This is a genomic window from Caballeronia sp. LZ065, assembly GCF_031450975.1.
Lineage (GTDB): Bacteria > Pseudomonadota > Gammaproteobacteria > Burkholderiales > Burkholderiaceae > Caballeronia.
Genome location: NZ_JARUXV010000004.1, coordinates 1,170,600 through 1,191,867, shown reverse-complemented (window position 1 = coordinate 1,191,867; position 21,268 = coordinate 1,170,600). Strand labels below are relative to the sequence as shown.

The 21,268-nt window shown below is 64.5% G+C and carries 18 protein-coding genes and 1 tRNA gene; 14 read left to right on the top strand and 5 right to left on the bottom strand.

The window, feature by feature from the left end; genetic code table 11:
• The first annotated feature begins 43 nt into the window (after positions 1 to 43).
• Together QCE63_RS32000 and QCE63_RS31995 are read left to right on the top strand one after the other, a co-directional pair.
• On the top strand, positions 44 to 1,408 hold the full coding sequence (locus tag QCE63_RS32000; RefSeq protein ID WP_309838676.1) for an NAD(P)/FAD-dependent oxidoreductase: 1,365 nt from the start codon (positions 44 to 46) through the stop codon (positions 1,406 to 1,408).
• Positions 1,409 to 1,610: 202 nt separating this feature from the next.
• Positions 1,611 to 2,486, top strand: coding sequence for a dienelactone hydrolase family protein (locus QCE63_RS31995; RefSeq protein ID WP_309838674.1), 876 nt, complete (start codon positions 1,611 to 1,613; stop codon positions 2,484 to 2,486).
• A gap of 6 nt (positions 2,487 to 2,492) precedes the next feature.
• On the opposite strand, the gene QCE63_RS31990 is transcribed toward QCE63_RS31995, so the two are convergent.
• Positions 2,493 to 3,362 carry a sulfurtransferase gene (locus tag QCE63_RS31990; protein ID WP_309838672.1) on the bottom strand — a complete coding sequence of 290 codons (870 nt, stop codon included), beginning with the start codon at positions 3,360 to 3,362 and terminating at the stop codon, positions 2,493 to 2,495.
• 139 nt (positions 3,363 to 3,501) lie between these two features.
• Between QCE63_RS31990 and QCE63_RS31985 the strand changes: the two genes are divergently transcribed.
• Positions 3,502 to 3,762, top strand: a complete 261-nt coding sequence (locus QCE63_RS31985) for a PepSY domain-containing protein (RefSeq protein ID WP_309838670.1) — start codon at positions 3,502 to 3,504, stop codon at positions 3,760 to 3,762.
• 102 nt (positions 3,763 to 3,864) lie between these two features.
• On the opposite strand, the gene QCE63_RS31980 is transcribed toward QCE63_RS31985, so the two are convergent.
• Positions 3,865 to 4,971 (bottom strand): aromatic ring-hydroxylating dioxygenase subunit alpha, encoded by a 1,107-nt coding sequence (locus QCE63_RS31980; protein WP_309838668.1) that lies wholly within the window; start codon positions 4,969 to 4,971, stop codon positions 3,865 to 3,867.
• 313 nt (positions 4,972 to 5,284) lie between these two features.
• On the opposite strand from QCE63_RS31980, the gene QCE63_RS31975 reads away from it, so the two are divergent.
• From QCE63_RS31975 to folE2, 4 genes are all read left to right on the top strand, one after another.
• Positions 5,285 to 5,623: an exodeoxyribonuclease VII small subunit gene (locus QCE63_RS31975; protein WP_309838666.1), complete on the top strand. Its 339-nt coding sequence runs from the start codon at positions 5,285 to 5,287 to the stop codon at positions 5,621 to 5,623.
• Positions 5,620 to 6,507 carry a farnesyl diphosphate synthase gene (locus tag QCE63_RS31970; RefSeq protein WP_309838664.1) on the top strand — a complete coding sequence of 296 codons (888 nt, stop codon included), beginning with the start codon at positions 5,620 to 5,622 and terminating at the stop codon, positions 6,505 to 6,507. The genes QCE63_RS31975 and QCE63_RS31970 overlap by 4 nt, the downstream gene beginning before the upstream one ends.
• Positions 6,508 to 6,602: 95 nt before the next feature.
• Positions 6,603 to 8,519, top strand: a complete 1,917-nt coding sequence (dxs, locus tag QCE63_RS31965) for a 1-deoxy-D-xylulose-5-phosphate synthase (protein ID WP_309838662.1) — start codon at positions 6,603 to 6,605, stop codon at positions 8,517 to 8,519.
• Positions 8,520 to 8,669: 150 nt separating this feature from the next.
• On the top strand, positions 8,670 to 9,476 hold the full coding sequence (gene folE2, locus QCE63_RS31960; protein ID WP_309838660.1) for a GTP cyclohydrolase FolE2: 807 nt from the start codon (positions 8,670 to 8,672) through the stop codon (positions 9,474 to 9,476).
• Positions 9,477 to 9,526: 50 nt separating this feature from the next.
• Here folE2 and QCE63_RS31955 read toward each other — a convergent pair whose 3' ends face one another.
• Positions 9,527 to 10,444 carry a LysR substrate-binding domain-containing protein gene (locus tag QCE63_RS31955; RefSeq protein WP_309821072.1) on the bottom strand — a complete coding sequence of 306 codons (918 nt, stop codon included), beginning with the start codon at positions 10,442 to 10,444 and terminating at the stop codon, positions 9,527 to 9,529.
• Between the two features lie 104 nt (positions 10,445 to 10,548).
• Between QCE63_RS31955 and QCE63_RS31950 the strand changes: the two genes are divergently transcribed.
• Together QCE63_RS31950 and QCE63_RS31945 are read left to right on the top strand one after the other, a co-directional pair.
• Positions 10,549 to 11,790, top strand: a complete 1,242-nt coding sequence (locus tag QCE63_RS31950) for an MFS transporter (protein ID WP_309838659.1) — start codon at positions 10,549 to 10,551, stop codon at positions 11,788 to 11,790.
• 35 nt (positions 11,791 to 11,825) lie between these two features.
• Positions 11,826 to 12,452: a glutathione S-transferase N-terminal domain-containing protein gene (locus QCE63_RS31945; RefSeq protein WP_309838658.1), complete on the top strand. Its 627-nt coding sequence runs from the start codon at positions 11,826 to 11,828 to the stop codon at positions 12,450 to 12,452.
• A gap of 6 nt (positions 12,453 to 12,458) precedes the next feature.
• Here the strand turns inward: QCE63_RS31945 and tsaD are convergent, their stop codons facing one another.
• Complete coding sequence (gene tsaD, locus QCE63_RS31940; RefSeq protein ID WP_309838656.1) at positions 12,459 to 13,487, bottom strand: tRNA (adenosine(37)-N6)-threonylcarbamoyltransferase complex transferase subunit TsaD; 1,029 nt, start codon at positions 13,485 to 13,487, stop codon at positions 12,459 to 12,461.
• A gap of 100 nt (positions 13,488 to 13,587) precedes the next feature.
• On the opposite strand from tsaD, the gene QCE63_RS31935 reads away from it, so the two are divergent.
• The 5 genes from QCE63_RS31935 to QCE63_RS31915 all read left to right on the top strand — a co-directional run bounded on the left by QCE63_RS31935 (position 13,588) and on the right by QCE63_RS31915 (position 20,220).
• Positions 13,588 to 14,814 (top strand): NAD(P)/FAD-dependent oxidoreductase, encoded by a 1,227-nt coding sequence (locus QCE63_RS31935; RefSeq protein WP_309838654.1) that lies wholly within the window; start codon positions 13,588 to 13,590, stop codon positions 14,812 to 14,814.
• A gap of 295 nt (positions 14,815 to 15,109) precedes the next feature.
• A complete protein-coding gene (locus QCE63_RS31930; protein ID WP_309838653.1) occupies positions 15,110 to 15,556 on the top strand; it encodes a GatB/YqeY domain-containing protein in 447 nt (148 codons plus the stop codon).
• Between the two features lie 19 nt (positions 15,557 to 15,575).
• The gene (dnaG, locus tag QCE63_RS31925; RefSeq protein WP_309838652.1) at positions 15,576 to 17,453 is read left to right on the top strand and encodes a DNA primase; all 1,878 of its coding nucleotides are present in this window, start codon (positions 15,576 to 15,578) and stop codon (positions 17,451 to 17,453) included.
• Between the two features lie 469 nt (positions 17,454 to 17,922).
• Positions 17,923 to 19,989, top strand: coding sequence for an RNA polymerase sigma factor RpoD (gene rpoD, locus QCE63_RS31920; RefSeq protein WP_309838651.1), 2,067 nt, complete (start codon positions 17,923 to 17,925; stop codon positions 19,987 to 19,989).
• A gap of 154 nt (positions 19,990 to 20,143) precedes the next feature.
• A tRNA-Ile gene (locus QCE63_RS31915) sits at positions 20,144 to 20,220 on the top strand.
• Positions 20,221 to 20,245: 25 nt separating this feature from the next.
• On the opposite strand, the gene QCE63_RS31910 is transcribed toward QCE63_RS31915, so the two are convergent.
• Complete coding sequence (locus tag QCE63_RS31910) at positions 20,246 to 21,004, bottom strand: tyrosine-type recombinase/integrase (RefSeq protein WP_309838650.1); 759 nt, start codon at positions 21,002 to 21,004, stop codon at positions 20,246 to 20,248.
• Between the last annotated feature and the right edge of the window lie 264 nt (positions 21,005 to 21,268).

Here is a 21,268-nt window from a genome sequence, read left to right as displayed (position 1 = left end):
CAGCACGACAGCCGACCGGTTATAAAAGCACAGGGAGAGTTCCATGCATCGCTTCATCATCGTCGGCGGAGGGGCCGGCGGCCTCGAACTCGCGACGCGTCTCGGCGACCGCTTCGGCAGCACGGACAGCAAGACGCCGCCGAAAGCGCAGATCACGCTGGTCGACCGCAATCCGACGCACATCTGGAAGCCGCTGCTGCATGAAGTCGCCGCGGGCAGCATGGATCCGTTCACACAGGAACTCGAGTACGCGGCGCAAGCCCTGTGGCATGGCTTCGAGTTCCAGCAGGGCGATCTGATCGGACTGGACCGCGCGAACCGGCGCATCAGGATCAGCGCGCTGCGCGACGAGGAACTTGGCGAACTCCTGCCGGAACGCGACCTGGAATACGACACGCTGGTCATCGCCATCGGCAGCACGACGCATTTCTTCGGCGTCGACGGCGCGCAAGCCAACTCCATCGCGCTCGATACCGTCGGCCAGGCCGAGCTGTTTCGCAAGCGGCTGATTGCGGCGTGCATCCGCGCCGAGCACGTCGCGCCCGAGCCGGTGGCCGCCGGCATCGACGAAGCCGAAGAACCGCCGGGCGTCGATCCGGTGCCGCGCATCCAGGTGGCGATCGTCGGCGCCGGCGCGACGGGCGTGGAATTGTCGGCGGAACTGCGCAACACGGCGCAGGTGCTGTCCGCCTACGGCTTGCACAAGCTCGACCCGAAGCACGATATCGGCATCGTGCTGATCGAGGCCGGTCCGCGCGTGCTGCCCGCGTTGCAGGAGCGCGTCTCCACCGCGACCGCCGAACTGCTCACCAAGCTCGGCGTGAAGCTCCTGACGGGCGAAACCGTTGCGCATGTGAGCCGAGACTCGATCCACACGGCGAGCGGCAAGATGATCCGCGCGGACCTCACGGTGTGGGCGGCGGGCATCAAAGCGCCCGCGATTCTCACCAACCTCGACGGCCTGCCGACCAATCGTCTCGGCCAGCTGAACGTGCGCCGCACGCTGCAAACCGAAATCGACGACAACATTTTCGCCCTCGGCGACTGCGCCGCGTGTCCGTGGCCCGGCAACGAGCGCAACGTCCCGCCGCGCGCGCAGGCCGCGCATCAGCAGGCGAGCTTCCTGTTCAAGTCGTTCGAGCGGCTGCTGCAAGGCAAGCCGCTGCCGGAGTACACCTATCGCGACTTCGGCTCGCTGGTGTCGCTCGGGCATTACAGTGCGGTCGGCAATCTGATGGGCGGGCTGATCGGCGGCAACATGCTGATCGAAGGGCTGTTCGCGCGCTTCATGTACATGTCGCTGTACCGGCTGCATGTCGCCGCGCTGCACGGCTATGCGCGCATGGTGCTCGATACCATCGCGCATTGGCTGCGCCGCTCCACCGCGCCGCGCGTGAAGCTGCATTGATGCGCACGGCCATGGAATAGAACCGCTGCGTCGTTCGTTCAAAGCTGTTTAGAATGAGCGGCGCGCTTTTTCCGAAGCGCACGTTCGTTGTCGTGCAGCGCCGCGCCGCGTGCAGCCCTGAGCACGTCGCGCGGTTTCAAGGATCCGTGCCGCGCATTGACACTGCAAGCGCAATGCGACGGCCTTGCCGCGGGAGCCACGTATGCTAGACCCAGAAGTCGACAGCCTCATTCCGCACGTCCCGTTCAATCGCCGTAACTTCATCAAGGCAAGCATCGGCACCGGCTTCGCGGCCGCGGTGCTGCCGGTCTCCGCGCAAACCATCCTCACCGACAGCGGCGGCCTCGAAGCCGGCGCAATCGGCGTGCGCGGCGCGGACGGCACGCTCGTGCCGGCGTATCGCGCGCAGCCGAAGGGCAAGACGCATCTGCCGGTCATCATCGTCATCCACGAGATCTTCGGCGTGCACGAGCACATCGCCGACGTGTGCCGGCGCTTCGCGAAGCAGGGTTATCTGGCGATCGCACCGGACCTCTACACGCGCCAGGGCGACGCCTCGGCCTACAAGTCGATGCAACAACTCAACGAGCAACTCGTGTCGAAGGTGCCGGACGCGCAGGTGATCTCGGATATCGACCAGACCGTCAAGTGGGCGGGCGAGCATGGCGGCGATCCGAAGCGCGTGGGCATCGTCGGCTTCTGCTGGGGCGGACGCATCTCGTGGCTTTATGCGGAACACAATCCGTCGCTCAAGGCGGCGGTCGCGTTCTATGGACGGCTCGTCGGCAACAAGACGGAGAACACGCCCAGCAATCCGCTCGATCTGGCCAGCGGGCTCAAGGTGCCGGTGCTCGGGCTGTACGGCCGGCAGGACCAGAGCATTCCGCAGGACACCATCGAGCAGATGAAGCAGGCGCTCGCCAACGATCCGCCGCCCGCCCGCAACTCGCAGTTCGTCGTGTACGACGACGCGCCGCACGCGTTCTTTGCCGATTATCGGCCGAGCTATCGCAAGGCGGACGCGGAAGACGCCTGGAAACGCGCGCTCGCGTGGTTCCGCGAGCACGGCGTCCGATAACACCTTTCAGGGCTTCGCGCCGGTCGCGACGGGCCTGCCCGGATCGGCGCTCCATTCGCTCCACGAGCCGGGATAGAGCGCGGCGCCGTGCAGCCCCGCGATCTCCATCGCGAGGGCGTTGTGGCACGCCGTCACGCCCGAGCCGCATTGCAGGACGATGCGCTCGGGCGAAGTCGCGCCGATCAGCGTGCCGAAGGCCTCGCGAAGATCATGCGCGGTCTTGAAGCGGCCGTCCGCGTTCAGGTTGTCCTTGAAGAAGTGATTCAGCGCCCCCGGAATGTGGCCGCCGACGGGATCGAGCGTTTCGTTCTCGCCGCGATAGCGGTCGGCGGCGCGGGCATCGATCAGCAGATGATCGCGGGTGCCGATGCTGCGCTCGATGGCCGCTGCGTCGATGGTCACTTGCAACGGCGCCGCGGCCTTGAAGGAACCTTGCGTGCGCGCCGGCACGGCGGTCTCCAGCGGCTGTCCGGCGGCTTCCCAGGCGTTCAGGCCGCCGTCGAGCAGCGCGACGGAATCGTGTCCCAGCCAGCGCAGCAGCCACCAGAGACGCGCCGCGACCATGCCGCCCTGTGCGTCATAGGCAACGACCTGGCGTCCTTCGTCGAGTCCGAAGCTCGCCAGTTTTTCGACGAGTGCCGCGCGCTCGGGCAACGGGTGCCGTCCGTTCGTGCCGGTTTTCGCGCCGGACAGGTCGCGATCGAGATGCAGGTAATGCGCGCCGGGAATGTGGCCGGCGGCGTAAGCGGCCGCGCCTGCTTCGGGCGCCGCGAGGTCGAAACGGCAGTCGAAGACCAGCACGCTGCCGGGCGCGGCGGCGAGGCGCTCAGCGAGGTTCGCGGCGGAGATGAGCGTGGTGTAGTGGGTGTGCTGCATGGCGGCTCCTGGAGCGGCGCTCGTTGTGGGCGAGGGAAGGTGTCAGTCTAAACAAATGCGGGGTGCGTCGTCATGGGTTATGGGGCGGTACGGCGCGGATCTTGCGGCTGCGCCGGGTATTCATACGACGGAGGCTTCAATGAAAACAACTAAACTGCGGATCCTGCTGGCGACGGCGACCGTATTGGCCGCTCAGACCGCATTCGCCGATACCCCCGGCGCGGATTGGATGCCAAAGGAACAGGCCATTCAGAAGCTGACGCAACAGGGCTATGCCAACGCCTATCTGAAGGCTGACGATGGTCATTGGGAAGGCGAAGCCACAAAGGGCGGACGGATCTACGAACTGCACGTCGATCCTCATTCGGGTGCGATCACGAAGAGTGAACAGAAGCATTGAAGCCAGACCGCGCGGCTGCCCTTTGCCTGCGCAGAAAGCAAATGGCCCGTTCAGCTTGCGCCGATCGGGCCATGCGTCATTCCGAAGCTTGCGTGACGACGTTCAGATCGTCCCGAGCTGATGCCGCAGGAACTCGTGGAAGTGCTGCATGCCGGATTCCATCGGGCTCTGGTACGGACCAACCTGGTTTTCTCCGCGCGACATCAACGCGCGGCGGCCGGCGTCCATGCGTTCGGCGATCTCGTCGTCCTCGCGCGCGGTTTCCATGTAGGCGGCGCGCTCGGCCTCGATGAACTCGCGTTCGAACAGCGCGATTTCCTCGGGGTAATAGAACTCGACGATGTTGCGCGTCTTCTGCGTGCCCTCCGGAATCAGCCACGACACGACTAGCACGTGCGGATACCACTCGATCATCAGACCGGGGTAATACACCATCCAGATCGCGCCGAATTCGGGCGGCGTGCCGTTGCGAAAGCGCAGGACCTCGTCGTGCCACTTGCGATACGTCGGGCTGCCCGGCTTCTCGAGATTCTTGTGGACGCCGACCGTCTGGACGCTGTACCAGTCGCCGAATTCCCATTCGAGGTTGTCGCACGACACGAAGCTGCCGAGTCCCGGATGGAACGGCGCGACGTGATAGTCCTCGAGATAGACCTCGATGAAGCTCTTCCAGTTGTAGTTGCACTCGTGCACTTCAACGTGATCGAACATGAAATTCGCGAAGTTGAAATGCCGGGCGGTGCCCAGTCTCGCGAGATCCGCAGCGACGTTGCGGCCCTCCGATTCGAACAGCAACCCTTGCCAGTTCTGCAGCGGGGTCTTGCCGAGGTTGAGGCAGGGCTTGTCCGCGAAATGCGGCGCGCCGAGCAACTGACCGTCGAGATCGTAGGTCCAGCGGTGCAACGGGCAGACGATGTTGTCCGCGCTGCCGCGGCCATTGAGCATGATGGCCTGGCGATGGCGGCACACATTCGACAGCAATTCGATATTGTTCTGCTGATTACGAACAAGCACGCGCCCTTCGCCTTCCCCCGGAAGCGCGAAATAGTTTCCCGCTTCCGGCACCATGAGTTCGTGCCCGATATAGCGTGGACCCTGCTTGAAAAGTATGTCGAGTTCGCGCGTCAGAAGCGCTTCGTCAAAGTAAGCCGTGACTGGCAGCTGGCTATGAACAGCCTTGAGCTGCAATGCATTGCTCAGATTGGACATTCCCACTCCCGATGAAAACGTGAAAGCAGTGAACAACCCAACCATCGATGGATTCGATTTAGGGAGCCCGCGATTATACCGAAATCCCCCTCCTTGGGGAGCTTAAGGTCTTGATTTGGGTATAAATTGTGCCGGGAGTTCCGCGCGATTGCGCCGCGGGCGCGCACGTTTCGCATTCCGACAATGAATTCACGAACGATGCGGCAAAGCACTGTTAGCAGTTCCGGATAGCCCGGATGCGGGTCGAAATTTTGTCTTTTGCCGTAGAATGTGCGACTTGGCTCCAAAAAATTAAACTGCACATCCACGATTCATGGCGAAAACCGCTGTTCAGGACACAGGTGAGGTCACCGGCGCGAGCGACACCGAAGCGCCCCGCGCGGACGCCGCGCGGCTTCCGGAGAATTACGAAGCGGCGCTGAGCGAACTCGAATTGCTCGTGGCGCGCATGGAAGAGGGCGCGCTGAGTCTCGAGGAATCGCTTGCGGCGTACCGCCGCGGCGCGGCGCTTGTAGGGTTTTGCCAACAACAGCTCGAAAAAGTCGAGCAGCAGGTACGCGTCCTCGATGGCGAGACGCTCAAGCCGCTGCCCGCCGAGGTACAGCGCGCCACCCAGGGTGCAACGAAAGACGACGGGGACGACGACCTATGACCTTCGAACAATGGATGCGTGCGACGCTCGACCGCGTCGAGACAGCGTTGGAGCACTATCTGCCGGGTACCGATGTCGCGCCTGCGCGGCTGCACGAAGCCATGCGCTATGCCGTGCTCGGCGGCGGCAAGCGTGTGCGTCCGCTGCTGGTCCATGCGGCCGGCGAACTGACCGGCGCGAGCGCGCAGGCGGTGGAAGCGGCCAGCGCGGCGCTCGAAATGATTCACGTGTATTCGCTGGTGCATGACGACATGCCCGCCATGGATGACGACGCATTGCGTCGCGGCAAGCCCACGGTACACATCCAATATGACGAAGCGACGGCATTGCTCGTCGGCGACGCGCTGCAATCGCAGGCCTTCGTTGCACTGACCGCGGCCGGCAACGGTCTGAACGATACCCAGCAGGCCGCGCTCGTGCGCGAGCTGGCCGTCGCGAGCGGTTCGCTCGGCATGGCGGGCGGGCAGGCCATCGATCTTGAGAGCGTCGGGCGCAAGCTGTCGCGGCCGGAGCTCGAGACCATGCATCGCAAGAAGACAGGCGCGTTGTTGCGCGCGTCGGTGCGCATGGGTGCGCTGGCGGGCGCAACGCCGGACGCAGAGGCGCTCGCGGCGCTGGATCACTACGCCGCCGCGGTCGGCCTCGCGTTCCAGGTGGTCGACGACATCCTCGATGTCACCGCGGACTCCGCCACGCTCGGCAAGACGGCGGGCAAGGACGCGCAGCATGACAAGCCGACCTACGTGTCGATCATCGGTCTCGACGCGTCGCGCGAACTCGCCGCACAACTCGGCCGCGACGCGCACGGCGCCATCCAGCCATTCGGCCCGCGCGGCCAGCGGCTGGCCGAGCTTGCAGACCTGGTTGTGAACCGGGTGAATTGATTGTTGAACGCGTGACGAACCCCACGGCGCGAGCGGGCCAACCCGGAAGCATCGCGCTGAACGAATCACGCCAGTTTTCCTAAAATGGGACGACGATGTACGACCTGCTGAAATCCATCGACGATCCGGCCGATTTGCGTGCCCTCGATCGACGCCAACTGCAACCGCTAGCCGACGAGCTGCGAGCCTACGTGCTCGACAGCGTCTCGCAGACGGGCGGGCATCTGTCGTCCAATCTGGGCACTGTCGAGCTGACGATCGCGCTGCACTATGTGTTCGATACTCCTGCTGACCGCATCGTCTGGGATGTCGGCCATCAGACCTATCCGCACAAGATCCTCACCGGCCGCCGCGACCGGATGTCGGGACTCCGCCAGCTGGGCGGCATCTCCGGCTTTCCGCGCCGCTCCGAGTCCGAGTACGACACCTTCGGCACCGCGCATTCGAGCACGTCGATTTCGGCGGCGCTCGGCATGGCGGTCGCGAACAAGCTGCAGGGCGACAACCGCTACTCCATCGCCGTGATCGGCGACGGCGCGATGACCGCCGGCATGGCCTTTGAGGCGATGAACAACGCGGGCGTCGCCGACGACCTGCCGCTGCTCGTCATCCTCAACGATAACGACATGTCGATTTCGCCGCCGGTCGGCGCGCTGAATCGCCATCTCGCGCGTCTGATGTCGGGGCGTTTCTACGCCGCCGCGCGCGCGGGCGTCGAACGCGTGCTGCGCGCCGCGCCGCCCATGCTGGACCTCGCGCGCAAGCTGGAAGAACACGCCAAGGGCATGATCGTGCCGGCCACGCTGTTCGAGGAGTTCGGCTTCAACTACATCGGCCCGATCGACGGTCACGATCTCGATTCGCTGGTCCCCACATTGCAGAACATCAAGGAACTGCGCGGTCCGCAATTCCTGCACGTGGTGACGAAGAAAGGCCAGGGCTACAAGCTCGCCGAAGCCGATCCGGTGCTCTATCACGGCCCGGGCAAGTTCAATCCGGCCGAAGGCATCAAGCCGTCGACGGCGCCTTCGAAAAAGACTTACACGCAGGTGTTCGGCGAATGGCTGTGCGACGCCGCCGCGCAGGATTCGCGCGTGGTCGGCATCACGCCGGCGATGCGCGAGGGCTCGGGTATGGTCGAGTTCGAACAACGCTTCCCGGAACGGTATTTCGACGTCGGCATTGCCGAGCAGCACGCGGTGACGTTCGCCGGCGGCCTGGCGGCGGACGGCATGAAGCCGGTCGTCGCGATCTACTCCACCTTCCTGCAACGCGCGTATGACCAGTTGATCCACGACGTCGCGCTGCAGAACCTGCCGGTCGTGTTCGCGATCGACCGCGCGGGCATCGTCGGGGCGGACGGCGCCACGCACGCGGGCAACTATGACCTCGCGTTCCTGCGCTGCATTCCGAACATGACGGTGATGGCGGCTTCGGACGAGAACGAATGCCGCCAGATGCTCTACACGGCGTTGCAGCAATCCAACCCGACGGCCGTGCGTTATCCGCGCGGCGCGGGCGCCGGTGTCGCGACCGTCAAGCAGATGACCGCGCTGCCCGTGGGCAAGGGCGAGATTCGCCGCGAGTCGTCGCAGAAGCTCGGCTCGGGCAAGCGCATTGCCATCTGCGCGTTTGGCACGATGGTCGCGCCGTCGCTGGCTGCGGCCGGGGAGCTCGATCTCACCGTCGCGAACATGCGCTTCGTGAAGCCAGTCGATGCCGACCTCTTGCGCGAACTCGCTGCCACGCATGACGCCATCGTCACCATCGAGGAAGGCACGATCATGGGCGGCGCAGGCTCGGCCTGCGTGGAAGCGCTGCTTGCGGGCGGCGTGCTGAAGCCGGTGCTGCAACTCGGTCTGCCGGATGTGTTCATCGATCACGGCGACCCCGCGAAGCTGCTGGCGAGCGTGGGCCTCGACGCGGCCGGCATCGCCCGCTCGATTCGCGAACGCTTCCTCGACGCCGTCGAGAGCGAGCAGGCAGGCAAGCTGACCAAGCGCGTGGCCTGAGACAACACGGCGCGCTCGGGGCGCGCCGTACGATACGAATCGTTTCTTGGATCGCTTCACACACGGCGCGGGCTCCAATCCGCGCCGTGTGCGCTTCAAGCATCGAACCGCCCGCGTCGTCACGACGCGCGGCGCATAAGGACATAACAAATGAACCAGATGAATCCCGCCTTCGTGATGCCCGACGTCCAGAGCACGCCCGACACGCGTCAGCTCGTCATTCAGCGCGTGGGCGTGCAATGTGTGCGGCATCCGTTGTCGGTGCGTACGGCGAATGGCGTGCAGCCGAGCGTCGGCGTGTGGAATCTCGACGTGCATCTGCCCGCCGACCAGAAAGGCACGCACATGTCGCGCTTCGTCGCGCTGCTCGAAGACAATCGCGAGCCGCTCGACCAGGTCACGCTGCGCACGCTGCTCGCCGACATGCTGACCAAGCTCGAAGCGCATTCGGGACGTATCGAAGTGAGCTTGCCTTACTTCGTAATGAAGACCGCGCCGGTGTCCGGCGTGCAGAGTCTGCTCGACTACGAGGCGACCTTCATCGCAGAACGGCGCGACGGCGAAACCCGTCTGTCGATGAAAGTGCTCGTGCCCGTGACGAGCCTGTGCCCGTGCTCGAAGAAAATCTCGCAGTACGGCGCGCATAACCAGCGTTCGCACGTGACCATCACGGCCGAACTGGCGGGCGAAGTGGCAGTGGAGGAACTGATCCGCATCGCGGAGGAAGAGGCGTCTTGCGAACTGTGGGGACTGCTCAAGCGCCCGGACGAGAAGTTCGTCACCGAGCGCGCGTATGAGAATCCGAAGTTCGTCGAAGACCTCGTGCGCGATGTCGCCACGCGCCTGAACGCGGATGAGCGCATCGTCGCGTACACGCTCGAAGCCGAGAATTTCGAGTCGATCCACAACCACAGCGCGTATGCGGTGATCGAGCGGGACAAGCGTTTCGACGCCTGATCGTTCGCGCAACTTCTCCAGCAGAGCCGGTCTTCGCACCGGCTCTTTGTTTATGCGAACGCGGTTTCCGACGAAACATGCGCTTCCCGCACCGATTCCACCACGAGCGACGCTAGCCGTTCGACCAGCGGCGAGCCGACACCCGACGCGCGATGCAGCGCCAGCGGAATGGACGGCAGCGCGGGCAGGCCGCCTTCGTCGGCGTCGAGCGGACGGACAGTTGCAGGCAGGCCGTAGCTCGTGCGCACCGTCACGCCCAATCCGGCTGCGGCAGCCGCCCACAATCCAGACAGGCTCGGGCTCGTGAACGCCACGCGCCAGCGGATGCCCGCGCGGTCGAGCGCCGCGGCGGCCGCGCTGTGGAACAGGCACGGCCGGTCGAAGGCGATCAGCGGCAACGGTTCGTCGAGGTCGAAGTGCCACGGCACGCTCGATGAAGCAATCCAGCGCATCGGCGGGGCGGCGATTGCTTGCGGCAGATTGGCTGCCTGGCTTTCGTCGCTGACGCCCGCCGCGCCCCAGACTAGCGCGAGATCGAGCTGCGCGCCGTCGATGCGCTCCAGCAGTTCGGTATTCCGTGCGACGCGCGCCTCGATGCGCACTTTCGGATGCGCGCGCGCGAAACGTCCGAGTACGTCGGGCAACACCACTTCGCCGAAATCTTCCTGTAGCCCGAGCCGGATCCAGCCCTCCAGATCGACGCCGCGCACCGCCACGGCCGCTTCATCGTTCAGTTCGACGAGGCGCCGCGCGTAGTTGAGCATCACTTCGCCGGCATCCGTGAGCGCCAGCCCGCGGCCGGCCTTGCGAAACAACGGCGTGCCGGCCTGTTCTTCCAGCTTGCGGATCTGCGCGCTCACCGCCGAGGTCGAGCGGCCGACACGATCCGCCGCTCTCGCAAAACTCCCCAGATCCATGCCGGCGACGAAACTGCGCAGCACGGCGAGATCGAAAGTCGTCTGGCCCATGAAATCATCCTGTTTATCTGAATGAATGGTGAAAAACTTTGCGATTTTCAGGATGATCCTAAGCCTTCAGACTGGTCGCAGTCAAACTTCTTGCGGACTGCGTCATGGATATTTCCTGGGTATCAAACTCGATCAAGTCGCCCGCGCTCGACAGCCGGCATCGCTGGAAAGTGCTGGGCGTGGGCGTTGCGGCGAATGCGAGCGTGTCAGCGGCGGCAACCGGCTTTCCGACGACCGCCGTCTGGGTCCGCTCGGCGTATCACCTTACTAACGGCCAGTTGGGCGTCGTGCTGGGCGCGCTGGGACTGGGCGTCGCGTTGTCCGAACTGCCGTGGGGCGTGCTGACCGACCGCTGGGGCGATCGGCCGGTGCTGTTGACGGGGTTGCTGACGACCGCCGCTGCGCTCATCGCGATGGCCCTGTTCGCCACGCCCGCCACGGCGAGTTTTGCCTGGCTGGTCGCAGCGATGTGCGGCCTCGGGCTGCTCGGCGGCAGCGTGAACGGTTCGAGCGGGCGCGCCGTGATGGCGTGGTTCGGCGAAGGCGAGCGCGGCCTTGCGATGAGCATTCGCCAGACGGCTGTGCCGCTCGGCGGCGGCATCGGGGCGGCGTTGCTGCCGTGGCTGGCGTCGACGCACGGATTCACGGCCGTCTTCGGCATGCTCGCCGCGATGTGTCTCTTGTCGGCCGTGTTCGCGTGGCGCTGGCTCCATGAACCGCCGCTGGCGCAGCACAAGCCAACGGAAGGCAAGGTCCGGCCCGCCCAAGGCACGCCCTTGCGCGACGTGCAGGTGTGGCGCGTGGTGCTCGGCATCGGCGTGCTGTGCGTGGCGCAATTCGCGGTGCTGAGTTTCGCGACGATTTTCCTGCACGACGCCGCACGTTTCGGCGTGACCGCGATCAGCGTGACGATGGGCGCGCTGCAACTCGGCGCCATCGGGATGCGCGTCTGGAGCGGACGCCATACCGACCGCCATGGAAATCGTCGCGCTTACCTGAAAATGTCCACGGTTGTCGCCTGTGCGTCGTTCGTCGTGCTGGGACTCGCGACGGCGCTTGGCGCGGTCCATCTGCCGGTCCTGCTGGCCGCGATGCTGATCCTGGCGGGCGTATGCGTGTCCGCGTGGCATGGCGTGGCCTATACCGAGCTCGCGACGCTCGCGGGCACCGCGCGCGCCGGCACGGCGCTCGGCATGGCGAACACGGCGGTGTTCGTCGGCTTCTTCCTGACGCCGCTCGCCATTCCACATGTGCTCGCGCTGGGCTCCTGGCCGCTGGTCTGGCTGGCGGCGGGCGTGTGCGCGTCGCTCGCGTGGCCGTTGTTTCCGAGGCCCGCACGCGCTTAAACTGACCGTCCGGCAAAACAGCTGCGGAGTGCACCTTGATCCTGATCGGCCAATACGATTCCCCGTTCGTGCGGCGAGTCGCCATCGCGGCGAGTCTCTACGGCATGGCGGTCGAGCATCGTCCGTGGTCCGTCTTCGGCGACGCCGACAAGATCGCCCCGTTCAATCCGCTGATCCGCGTGCCGACCGTCGTGCTCGATTCCGGCGACGTGCTGATCGAAAGCGCGATGATCCTCGACTATCTTGACGAGCAAGCCGGTGCGGCGCGCGCGCTGATTGCGGCGGACGGGCCGGAACGGCGTCACGCGCTGAAGGTGTGCGCGCTGGCCACCGGCCTGGCCGACAAGGCCGTCGCGCTGGTCTATGAACGCGTGTTGCACAAGGAGCGGTCGCAGACATGGCTCGACCGCTGCACCGGCCAGGTCGAACGCGTGCTGAATGCATTGGAATCGGATCGCGCCGCGCGTCCGGCGGCGTTCTGGTTCGGCGATGCGATCGGCCACGCGGATATCGCCGTGGCCTGCGCGCTGCGCTTCGCGCGCGAGGCGCATCCGGAGATTTTTACGTCGACACGATGGCCCGCGCTGATCGCCCACAGTGACCGGTGCGAAACGCTGCCGGTGTTCGCGGCGATCGTGCAGCCGTTCAACCCGCCGAGATAAGCAGAATCAGGCGCGCGCCAGCGAGGACAAGTCCCAGCGCGGCTTCACGGTGAACGCGTAGTCGCGCACGGCCTGCTCCGGCCAGCGCGACAGGCGCAATGCGCCGGCGAGCGCGATCATCGCGCCGTTGTCGGTGCAGAGCGAGAGGTCGGGGTAATGGACGTCGAAGCGGCGCTTCTTCGCCGCCGCCGACAACGCTTCGCGCAATTGCCGGTTCGCGCCGACGCCGCCCGCCACCACCAGCCGCTTGAGGCCGGTCTGCTTCAGTGCGGCGAGCGACTTGGCGACCAGCACGTCGACGGCGGCATCGACGAAACCGCGCGCCAGATCCGCCTTGCCCTGTTCGCACACATTGGCGCCGAGCTTGCGGCTCTGCGTCAGCACGGCTGTCTTGAGCCCGCTGAAGCTGAAGTCGAGGTCGCCGGAATGCAGCATCGGACGCGGCAGCACAACCGCGCCCGGCGTGCCGAACTCGGCCAGCCGCGAGACTTCCGGGCCGCCCGGATAACCGAGGCCGAGCAGCTTGGCAGTCTTGTCGAAGGCTTCGCCGGCGGCATCGTCGAGCGTTTCACCGAGGGTTTCGTAGACGCCGACACCGGTCACGCGCATCAACTGCGTGTGCCCGCCCGAAACCAGCAGCGCGACGAACGGAAACGGCGGCGGCTCTGCCACCAGCAGTGGCGACAGCAGATGCCCTTCCAGATGGTGAATGCCGACGGTCGGCTTGTCCCAGGCCATGGCGAGCGCATTGGCGACGCTTGCGCCCACCAGCAGCGCGCCCGCGAGCCCCGGGCCTTGCGTGAAGGCGATGGCGTCGATGTCGTCGCGCGCCGCGCCCGATTGTTCCAACACCTCTTCGAGCAGCGGCAGCGCCCGCCGGATGTGATCGCGCGATGCCAGTTCCGGCACGACGCCGCCGTAATCGCGATGCATCGCGATCTGCGAATGAAGGGCGTGGGCTAACAGGCCGCGTTCGGTGTCATAGAGAGCGAGGCCGGTTTCGTCGCAGGAGCTTTCGATGCCGAGAACGAGCATGGGAGTGAGACTTCGGAGGGAACAAAAAAGTATAGCAGCGGCGGCCCGCGCGCGTTCCGTCGCCACGAGCCGGCCCGGCGCAGCGGTTAGAATGCGCGCCATGGAATCCTTCGATATCGCCGTCATCGGCGCGGGCGCGGCCGGCATGATGTGCGCGGCCGTGGCCGCGCAGTCCGGGCGCCGCGTCGTGCTGATCGACCACGCCGCGCGTCTCGCCGAAAAAATACGCATCTCCGGCGGCGGGCGCTGCAACTTCACCAACAGCCACGCGCAGCCGGCCCACTTTCTCTCGGAGAATCCGCACTTCTGCCGCTCCGCGCTGGCGCGCTACACGCCGCGCGACTTTCTCGCGCTGCTCAAGCAGCACCGCGTGAAATGGCACGAGAAGCACAAGGGCCAACTCTTTTGCGACGACTCCAGCGAAACGATCATCGACATGCTCAAGCGCGAGTGCGACGCGGGCGGCGTGACCTGGCGGCGCCCGGTGACGGTTCACGAGATTCGTCACGACGGCGCGCGCTTCACGCTCGACACGAACGCGGGCGCGCTCGGCGCGGCGGCGCTCGTGATCGCGACGGGCGGGCTCTCGATTCCTAAGATTGGCGCGACGGACTTCGGCTACCGCGTGGCGAAACAGTTCGGCCACACGCTGGTCGACACCCGGCCGGCGCTCGTGCCGCTCACTTTCACATCGACGGACTGGGAGCCGTTCGCGGCGCTGTCGGGGCTGTCGCTGCCGGTGCGCATCGGCGCGGGCAAGGGCAAGACGCGCGGCGAGTTCGACGAAGACCTGTTGCTCACGCATCGCGGCGTGTCCGGGCCGGGCGTGTTGCAGATTTCGAGTTACTGGAATACGTCCGAGCCGGTCGAGATCGACTTGCTGCCCGGCATCGACGCTACTGCGATGCTGCTCGAGGCCAAGGCCGGCTCGAAAAAGCAGATCGGCACCCTGCTGGCCGCGCAGGTGCCCGCGCGTCTCGCGCAGGCGTGGCTCGCGGCGCACAAGGTCGCCCTCGACGCCCGTCTCGCCGATCTCCCCGACCGCACGCTGCGCGCGCTGGGCGCATCGTTGTCGAACTGGACGCTGACGCCGAGCGGCACCGAGGGCTATCGCAAGGCGGAAGTGACGCGCGGCGGCGTAAATACGCGCGAGCTGTCGTCGGCGACGATGATGAGCGCGCGCGTCGCCGGGTTGTACTTCATCGGCGAAGTGGTCGATGTGACCGGCTGGCTCGGCGGCTACAACTTTCAGTGGGCGTGGGCCTCGGGCGTCGCGGCAGGCCAGGCGGCGGCGGAGCATGCGCGCAGCGCGACGACGGCCGGCTGAGCCCCTTCGGAAGGCCGCGCGGAAAGCCGGTCAATTGTTCCGGAGCGGGGGTTTTGGCGAGTCTCGAAACGCGAACCCGTTTGCTATACTCAACCGGTCATCGGAGGAAACCCTCCGCTCTGGCTGGCACGCGGGAGCGTCGTTGCGGCACGCCTTGCCGCGGCCCGAAATGGCCCGCAGAAAAGTCCCGCTTGAGGATGCGTTCCCAAGCGGGCTTTTGCTTTCACGAGCACGACACCGCCGGGCCAGCCGGAATCCAGTTATCGCCATTTATCGCAATTGCACCGGGTGAACGATGAGCCTCAAGGACCAGATCAACGACGACATGAAGACTGCCATGCGCGCGCGCGAAACCGAGCGCCTCGGCACGATTCGGCTGCTGCTCGCGGCAATCAAGCAGCGTGAAGTCGACGATCGCGTCACACTCGACGACGCCGCCATCACGGCCGTCATCGACAAGATGATCAAGCAGCGCAAGGATTCCATCAGCCAGTTCGAAAGCGCGGGCCGTACCGATCTCGCCGACAAGGAAAAGGCGGAACTCGCCATCCTGTCCGCGTACATGCCCGAACAGCTTTCCGCCGACGCCATCGCCGCCGAAGTGCAGGCCGCCATCGCGGCAAGCGGCGCGGCCGGTCCGCAGGACATGGGCAAGGTAATGGGCGTGCTGAAGCCGAAGCTCGCCGGCAAGGCCGACATGACGGCCGTCTCGGCACAGGTGAAGGCGGCGCTCGCCAAGTAAATCAGCTGCCGACCGCCCGGTGATTCCTCACGCTTTCCTGCAAGACCTGCTCAACCGCGTCGACATCGTCGACGTGGTGGGTCGCTACGTCCAGCTGAAGAAGGGCGGCGCGAACTTCATGGGCCTCTGTCCGTTCCACAACGAGAAGAGCCCGTCGTTCACGGTCAGCCCGACCAAGCAGTTCTATCACTGCTTCGGCTGCGGCGCGCACGGTACAGCGATCGGCTTCCTGATGGAGCACACCGGCCTGACCTTCCCGGAAGCCGTCAAGGATCTCGCGCAAGGCGCGGGACTGACCGTGCCGCAGGAGCCGTCGTTTCGCGGCGGCGGATCCGGCGGCGAAAGCGCGCCGAGCCGGGCCGTCAGCGTCGCGCTCACCGACGTCATGCAGACCGCCTGCGATTTCTATCGCAAGCAGTTGCGGGGCGCGCCGAATGCCATCGCTTATCTCAAAAAGCGCGGGCTGACGGGTGAGGTGGCAGCGCGCTTTGGCCTCGGCTATGCGCCGGACGGATGGCAGAACCTCGAGGCTGCGTTTACCGATTATCGGGATGAGAACCTGGTCGAAGCGGGCCTCGTGATCGTCAGCGAGAAGACCGATTCGCAAGGGCAGGCGCGCCGCTACGACCGCTTCCGCGAACGCGTGATGTTCCCGATCCGCAATGTGAAGGGCAACGTGATCGGCTTCGGCGGACGCGTGCTCGACGGTGGCGAGCCCAAGTACCTGAACTCGCCCGAGACGCCGCTCTTCAGCAAGGGCAGCGAACTGTATGGATTGTTCGAGGCGCGGCTCGCCGTGCGTGAACTGGGCTACGTGCTGGTCGTCGAAGGGTATATGGATGTCGTTGCGCTGGCGCAGCTCGGCTTCGCCAACGCGGTCGCGACGCTCGGCACCGCGTGCACGCCGGTTCATGTGCAAAAACTGTTTCGGCAGACGGACACGGTGGTGTTCAGCTTCGACGGCGATTCGGCGGGACGACGCGCCGCGCGTCGCGCGCTGGAAGCGGCGCTGCCGCACGCGGCCGACAACCGCACGATCAAGTTCCTGTTCCTGCCGAAGGAGCACGACCCGGACAGCTATGTCCGCGAGTTCGGCACGGATGGCTTCGGCGAGCAGGTCGATCGCGCGATGCCGCTGTCGCAGTTCCTGCTGAACGAAGTGCTGAACGACAAGGAGCTGGAGCAGCCCGAAGGCCGCGCGAAGGCGCTGTTCGACGCCAAGCCGCTGCTTCAGGCCTTGCCCGCGAACGCGTTGCGCGTGCAGATTTTGCACATGCTCGCGGACCGGCTGAGCACGCCGTTCACCGAGATCGCCGCGCTGTGCGACATCGATTCACGCGCGGCCGCCGTGGCCCGCGCGAACGTGCCGAAGAGCGAGCGCCGCCGGGTGACCGGCCAGGAACAGCGGGCATTGCGCAACCTGGTGATGTATCCGGGCATTGGCGTGGGACTCGATCAGGAAAGCGAGCGCACGCTCGTCACCATGACGGAACACGGCGAGTTGTTCAGCGAGGTGATCGGGCATGCACGTGAACTGGGTGGTGAAGCCGAGTTCCAGATGCTCTCGGACGTCTTGAGAAATGCAGCAAATGCGCCCACGTACGAAGATATCTTCCAGGAAATTCTCGCCTATGATGAAAACGTTCGCGATTTGCTGTTGCGCGATCCATCCGACGAGGATGCGGCACAGCGGGTCGAAGAACAGAAGCGTCTGCTTGCCGAAGAGTTGCAGGCAACCGTCGTGAAGCTGAGACATGACAGCTATCGCGCCCGGCTGGATCAACTGGCGCGGCAAGCGAATCTGTCGGCGGAGGAAGTGGCGGAGTTTTCGGACCTTTCCGCGCGGGTCGCGCAGATCAAGGCCAGGCGCGTTGCCAGTCCGGATAGCGGAAAGTGAAATGCTATAATTAAAAGTTCAAATGGAAGTGCTTTTTGTCAACTGCTTGTGTCGCAGGACTGTTGTTTAACGCCCACGGCGCAACATCGGTGGAGTGGTTGAAAAAGGGCATTTGAAGGGGCATTTAAGCGGCTTTTTGCGGGCCACGGAAACAGCAGGCGGCACGCGGAGCACACAACGGCGCTGGCTGACCGGGCGGTTTTCACGGCGGTATCTGTCGTGAGTTCGTCGATTTGCGTGGCACAGGCCGCATAAATCAGACGAAACAGACGGAAAGGCACGCCGGCGTACAGACGGGCGGAAGGGAAGCGGCTGCTATTGCGGGTAGGGCGAGACAGGCGGTTCATTCTTGTCGGATCGGCGGTAGCGCTCCGGGCAGGGCACGCAGGACGAAGCAGCGTGCGCATATTGGGTATTCACGGTTCCATCGGCTGTTGTCCAGCAGCCGCGAGTCGAGACTAAAGCCGGTATGGCGAACTCCATGACGAAAAAGCTGAACGATGTATCCGTCGAAGACGACGCAGTGCAAAACGCAGAGTCTGGCGCCGCCGCTCCCGCGGCGAAGGTCGAAAAGGCCAGGGCTCGCGATCGCCGCGCGAAGGAGAAGGCACTTCTGAAGGATGCGTTCTCGTCGAGCGCGCCGGGCACGGTCGAGGAACTCGAGGAGCGGCGCGGCAAGCTGCGCGCGCTCATCAAGCTCGGCAAGGAGCGCGGCTTCCTCACCTATGGCGAGATCAACGATCACCTTCCGGACAACTTCACGGAAACCGAGGCGATCGAAGGCATCATCAGTACGTTCAATGACATGGGCGTGGCGGTCTACGAGCAAGCGCCCGACGCCGAAACGCTGCTGCTGAACGACAACGCGCCCAATGCCTCTTCCGACGACGAAGTCGAGGAAGAAGCCGAAGTCGCGCTCTCCACTGTCGATTCCGAATTCGGCCGCACGACCGACCCGGTCCGCATGTACATGCGCGAGATGGGCACGGTCGAACTGCTGACGCGCGAAGGCGAAATCGAGATTGCGAAGCGCATCGAGGACGGCCTCAAGCACATGGTCATGGCGATCTCCGCCTGCCCGACGACCATCGCCGATATTCTGGCCATGGCCGAGCGCGTGCAGAACGAGGAGATTCGCGTTGACGAACTCGTCGACGGCCTGATCGATCCGAACGCTCAGGACACGGACGGCTTTTCCGAGCAGGAAGCCGAGGCGATCGAATCCGAAGACGAGGAAGCCGAGGAAGAGAAGGACGGCGACGAGGAAGAGGAAGAAGAGGACGACGGCGCCGCCCAGGCCAACGCCAACGCCGCCCAGCTCGAAGCGCTGAAGCTCCAGTCGCTCGAAAAATTCGCGCTCATCAGCGAATGGTTCGACAAGATGCGTCGCGCCTACGAGAAGGAAGGCTACAAGTCGAAGGCGTATCTCAAGGCGCAGGAAGCCATCCAGACCGAGCTGATGAACATCCGCTTCACGGCTCGTACCGTCGAGCGCCTGTGCGACACGCTGCGCGCCCAGGTCGATGAAGTGCGTCAGGTCGAACGGCAGATCCTGCATACGGTGGTGGACAAGTGCGGCATGCCGCGCGCCGAGTTCATCACGCGCTTCCCGGGCAGCGAGACCGATCTCGACTGGTCCGAGAAAGTGGTTGCTGAAGGGCACGATTACAGCGCCGTGCTGGAGCGGAATATTCCCGCTATTCGCGAGCAGCAGCAGCGTCTGTTGGACTTGCAGGCGCGCGTTGTGTTGCCGCTCAAGGACTTGAAGGAAACCAACCGCCAGATGGCGGCGGGCGAATTGAAGGCGCGTCAGGCGAAGCGCGAGATGACCGAGGCCAATCTGCGCCTCGTGATTTCCATCGCGAAGAAGTACACGAACCGTGGCCTGCAGTTTCTCGATCTCATCCAGGAAGGCAACATCGGCCTGATGAAGGCGGTGGACAAGTTCGAATACCGTCGCGGCTACAAGTTCTCGACTTACGCCACATGGTGGATCCGTCAGGCCATCACGCGTTCCATCGCGGACCAGGCGCGCACCATCCGCATTCCGGTTCACATGATCGAAACGATCAACAAGATGAACCGCATCTCGCGTCAGATCCTGCAGGAAACCGGTCTCGAGCCGGATCCGGCAACGCTCGCCGAGAAGATGGAAATGCCGGAGGACAAGATCCGCAAGATCATGAAGATCGCGAAGGAACCGATCTCCATGGAAACGCCGATCGGCGACGACGACGATTCCCATCTCGGCGACTTCATCGAGGATACGAACACGGTGGCGCCGTCGGATGCCGCGCTGCACGCCTCCATGCGCGATGTCGTGAAGGACGTGCTCGATTCGCTGACGCCGCGTGAGGCGAAAGTGCTGCGCATGCGTTTCGGTATCGAGATGAGCACGGATCACACGCTGGAAGAGGTCGGCAAACAGTTCGACGTGACGCGCGAGCGCATTCGTCAGATCGAGGCGAAGGCGCTGCGCAAGCTGCGTCATCCGAGCCGCTCGGACAAGCTGAAGTCGTTCCTCGAAGGCAATTGAACGGGCACGGCGGGCTTGTATTGAGAGGCGTAGTGAGGCACACTCGCTAGCCTTCGGAATCGCCCAGCGCACGGTTCAGAAGTCAGGAAAGCGCCGATCGAGGCGCTTTCTTTTTGCCCGTCGCGCCTGGACGCCAAAGGGCCAAAGGGCCAAAGGGCCGGAAGCTTAATTGGTATAAGCTGTCGACTCATAATCGACCGATAGTGGGTTCGAATCCCACCCGGCCCACCATGAATCCTTCCTTATAATCAATAGCTTAGCTTCCTGACCCATTCGCTCGGGGACTTTCCGGGGACAATAGGGCGCTCTCAAGCCGCGCCATCTCGATGTCGTTCTGGCTGCCGTCGATCCACCGCGTGTAAATCCCCAAGAACATCGCGATCGTGTGTCCGACCTGGCGTGCGCAGAACGTCGGCGTCATGCCGGCCATGAGCATGCTGGTCGCGTAGGTCTGGCGCATGTTGTAGGGCCTGCGGTAGCGGATGCCGAGTCTCTTGAGCATGCGTGCCCAGAAGACGCGCTGAAACGCTTCCTCGCAGTGGTACGGTTCGCCGTGACGCGGATCCTGGAAGAGCCGGTCGCCGGCCATCTGCGTCAGCGCACGCTGCCGTTGTAGTGCTGCGCGCGAGCGGCTGTTCAATCTCACCAAGCGCGGCTCGGCAGTCTTCGTGCGATCCTTCGCCCCTCCTGAAACCAGCACGCGCTCGATCCCGATGGTGTCGTCCCTGAAGTCGACATACCGCCATTCGAGTCCATTGATTTCCGACGTGCGAAGTCCGGTCCAGAACCAGGTTGTGAATCTGCGGGTGAACTTTCGCAGCCTCGGCGAGAGAGCTTCAGACCGCGGAGTGTCACATCGCCCGCCTGACGCTGCCGATCGTCGCAGACTGCTCGTCTCCAGAACTTCACCGCGACCTAGTAGCCGTGGCGCGTCGACTTCTCGACCTGCTGCGCGTTCAACCCGTTGTCGAGGCAATCTCCAACTGTCAGCGTTGTGAGTGCCCTGGCACGTCATGCCTTATCTCGTCACGTTTGGACGATTTGCGCACTATCGATAGTGAGAAGTAGTGCGGAAACTCCAGGATTGCAAACAGATTATGCTCCATTCATCGGAAAGGCCCTGTTTAGCGGCCTGCCGCTCGTTCGCGTCGCCACAAGAATCCCCTCTTGAACTCCATGCCGTTTCACTTCAAGCAAACGATAAGGCATCCGGACGAAAATTCGTCCATCCGGTTTTCCTGAAGATTCATCAAAACATCCTGTGTTTTCAACGCGATGC

Excerpts from the sequence above, each read along its gene's own strand:
- QCE63_RS32000 (WP_309838676.1), top strand. The coding sequence starts at position 44 with ATGCATCGCTTCATCATCGTCGGCGGAGGGGCCGGCGGCCTCGAACTC.
- QCE63_RS31995 (WP_309838674.1), top strand. The coding sequence starts at position 1,611 with ATGCTAGACCCAGAAGTCGACAGCCTCATTCCGCACGTCCCGTTCAAT.
- QCE63_RS31990 (WP_309838672.1), bottom strand. The coding sequence starts at position 3,362 with ATGCAGCACACCCACTACACCACGCTCATCTCCGCCGCGAACCTCGCT.
- QCE63_RS31985 (WP_309838670.1), top strand. The coding sequence starts at position 3,502 with ATGAAAACAACTAAACTGCGGATCCTGCTGGCGACGGCGACCGTATTG.
- QCE63_RS31980 (WP_309838668.1), bottom strand. The coding sequence starts at position 4,971 with ATGTCCAATCTGAGCAATGCATTGCAGCTCAAGGCTGTTCATAGCCAG.
- QCE63_RS31975 (WP_309838666.1), top strand. The coding sequence starts at position 5,285 with ATGGCGAAAACCGCTGTTCAGGACACAGGTGAGGTCACCGGCGCGAGC.
- QCE63_RS31970 (WP_309838664.1), top strand. The coding sequence starts at position 5,620 with ATGACCTTCGAACAATGGATGCGTGCGACGCTCGACCGCGTCGAGACA.
- dxs (WP_309838662.1), top strand. The coding sequence starts at position 6,603 with ATGTACGACCTGCTGAAATCCATCGACGATCCGGCCGATTTGCGTGCC.
- folE2 (WP_309838660.1), top strand. The coding sequence starts at position 8,670 with ATGAACCAGATGAATCCCGCCTTCGTGATGCCCGACGTCCAGAGCACG.
- QCE63_RS31955 (WP_309821072.1), bottom strand. The coding sequence starts at position 10,444 with ATGGGCCAGACGACTTTCGATCTCGCCGTGCTGCGCAGTTTCGTCGCC.
- QCE63_RS31950 (WP_309838659.1), top strand. The coding sequence starts at position 10,549 with ATGGATATTTCCTGGGTATCAAACTCGATCAAGTCGCCCGCGCTCGAC.
- tsaD (WP_309838656.1), bottom strand. The coding sequence starts at position 13,487 with ATGCTCGTTCTCGGCATCGAAAGCTCCTGCGACGAAACCGGCCTCGCT.
- QCE63_RS31935 (WP_309838654.1), top strand. The coding sequence starts at position 13,588 with ATGGAATCCTTCGATATCGCCGTCATCGGCGCGGGCGCGGCCGGCATG.
- QCE63_RS31930 (WP_309838653.1), top strand. The coding sequence starts at position 15,110 with ATGAGCCTCAAGGACCAGATCAACGACGACATGAAGACTGCCATGCGC.
- rpoD (WP_309838651.1), top strand. The coding sequence starts at position 17,923 with ATGGCGAACTCCATGACGAAAAAGCTGAACGATGTATCCGTCGAAGAC.
- QCE63_RS31910 (WP_309838650.1), bottom strand. The coding sequence starts at position 21,004 with ATGACGTGCCAGGGCACTCACAACGCTGACAGTTGGAGATTGCCTCGA.